The organism is Hyphomonas sp. (assembly GCF_040882205.1).
Classification (GTDB): Bacteria; Pseudomonadota; Alphaproteobacteria; order Caulobacterales; family Hyphomonadaceae; genus Hyphomonas.
This window is the reverse complement of record NZ_JBBEBT010000311.1, coordinates 1-2,047: the sequence shown is the minus strand read 5'-3', so window position 1 is coordinate 2,047 and position 2,047 is coordinate 1. Positions and strand designations below refer to the sequence as shown.

The 2,047-nt window shown below is 63.7% G+C and carries 4 protein-coding genes; all 4 read right to left on the bottom strand.

What is annotated here, in order from left to right; genetic code table 11:
• On the bottom strand, window positions 1–236 hold a 236-nt coding region (locus WEA77_RS13330), incomplete at its 3' end, for a PucC family protein (RefSeq protein ID WP_368068372.1).
• Entirely contained in the window at window positions 233–931 is a 699-nt protein-coding gene (bchM, locus tag WEA77_RS13325) for a magnesium protoporphyrin IX methyltransferase (protein ID WP_368068371.1), read from the bottom strand. The genes WEA77_RS13330 and bchM, both read right to left, overlap by 4 nt.
• Window positions 928–1,827, bottom strand: a complete 900-nt coding sequence (gene bchL, locus WEA77_RS13320; protein ID WP_368068370.1) for a ferredoxin:protochlorophyllide reductase (ATP-dependent) iron-sulfur ATP-binding protein — start codon at window positions 1,825–1,827, stop codon at window positions 928–930. The genes bchM and bchL overlap by 4 nt, the downstream gene beginning before the upstream one ends.
• Window positions 1,824–2,047: cobaltochelatase subunit CobN (locus WEA77_RS13315; RefSeq protein ID WP_368068369.1), on the bottom strand; the 224-nt coding region annotated here is incomplete at its 5' end. The genes bchL and WEA77_RS13315, both read right to left, overlap by 4 nt.

Here is a 2,047-nt window from a genome sequence, read left to right as displayed (position 1 = left end):
AGCGGCAGGGCGACCATCAGCGCCACGATCCAGGCTGGAACGGCCAGTTCGACGATCATCACGCGGTTCAGCGTGCCGGTCAGCAGAACCATCGCCATGCCAACCGAGACCTGGAAGAGCGACAGGCGCAGAAGACGGCCCATCGGCAGCTGCGCACTTGCGGCATCGGCGAAAGGAAGGAACTTCGTTCCCACCATCATCCAGATTTCCGCAAAGGAGCGCCGCTCGGGGGTCATCCGTATACGACCTCCCGGGCCTCAGAGATGTAGAAGGTGGAATTGACACGGTGCGTGCGACCAGGCTGCCAACCGGCACCCGCCTGCTGCGCCAGGAGGCCCATCAGGCGTTTGCCGGAGACCGGGATGATGGCGGGCGAGCGGTCGCTGCGCGGGAACAGCTGACCGGCTGCGTGCATGGCAAGCAACAGCGGCGTGCGCGGCGCAACCGTGAAGATGGCTGAGCGGCGCACACGCGGCAGGATCCTGGCCAGCATACCGGCCATGTCCGGAGCGTCATAGTGGATGATCGAATCCATCGCGACCATATGGTCGAATTCGCCAAGGTCCGTGCGGGTCATGTCGCCGACGCGCCAGGTGATCCGGCTACGCAGCACCGGGTCCATCAGCCGCTCGGCCGCCGTCTCGACCAGCGAGCCGGCAATATCGATGGCGACCACTTCAGCGCCGCGCTTTGCCGCTTCCACCGCAAACGAACCGGTACCGCAACCAGCGTCCAGTACGCGCAGACCGGTCATGTTGGCTGGCAGCCAGGAGAGGATGTTCGCATGCATCGCCTCGCGGCCCGCACGCACGGTGGCGCGGATGCCGCTGACGGGCGCGGTCGAGGTCAGCTTCTGCCACGTGACCGAAGCGGTCTCGTCAAAATAGGTCTGCAGCTCGGCGCGGCGGGTCTGGTAGGCGGTTTCCATCAATCGAACCCCAGGAAGTCAAAGATTTCGCGGTCCTTCATCGGCACCGCCTCAACCGGATCGCCGCCCAGCCAGAGCGCGGCGGCGAGGCGCAGATACTCCTTCTGGACGGCTTCCAGTTCCGGCGAGGCTTCCATCTCGAAGATGGTGGACTTTTTCAGGCGCGAACGGCGGATGACATCGAGATCCGGGAAGTGCGCGATGCGCTGCATGCCGGTCGCGTCGCAATAGCGGTCGATTTCGTCCGTGTCCTTGGAGCGGTTGGCGATCACACCGCCGAGACGGACCGCGTAGTTCTGGGACTTCGCCTTGATCGCGGCGACGATCCGATTCATCGCGAAGATCGAGTCGAAATCATTTGCGGTGACAATGATGCCGCGTTCGGCATGCTGCAGCGGCGAGGCAAAGCCGCCGCACACCACATCGCCCAGCACGTCAAAGATCACGACATCGGAGTCTTCGAGCAAGCGGTGCTCTTTGAGGAGCTTCACGGTCTGACCGACGACATAGCCGCCGCAGCCGGTGCCGGCGGGAGGTCCGCCTGCCTCGACGCACATCACGCCGTTATAGCCCTCGAACACGAAATCCTCGGTGCGCAGTTCCTCGGAATGGAACTCCACCGATTCCAGCACGTCGATGACGGTCGGCATCAGCTTCTTGGTCAGCGTGAAGGTCGAGTCGTGTTTCGGATCACAGCCGATCTGCAAGACACGCTTGCCGATCTTGGAGAAGGCTGCCGACAGGTTCGACGAGGTGGTCGATTTGCCGATGCCGCCTTTTCCGTACACAGCGAATACCTTGGCGGTGCCGGCTTCGAAACGGGTGTCGAGCTTCACCTGAACGCTGCCCTCCCCGTCCGGACGGCGGGCACCAGGGCGATTGAGTGCGAGTGATGTCATGCGGCGGCTCCTTGCAGCGGAATAATGCCTTCGAGCCGGTCTTCGATTTCGGCACTGGCCGCTCGAAGGGCTGCCAGTGTTTCAGGGTCGGGCGCCCAGTAGCGGCGCTCCGAAGCTTCGATCAGACGGTTCGCGACATTCGCAGTCGCGGCCGGGTTCAGATCCGTCAGACGGCGGCGCAGGGCCTCGATACCCTCCTCACTGGTCTGGCCGAGTTCCT

Excerpts from the sequence above, each read along its gene's own strand:
- bchL (WP_368068370.1), bottom strand. The coding sequence starts at position 1,827 with ATGACATCACTCGCACTCAATCGCCCTGGTGCCCGCCGTCCGGACGGG.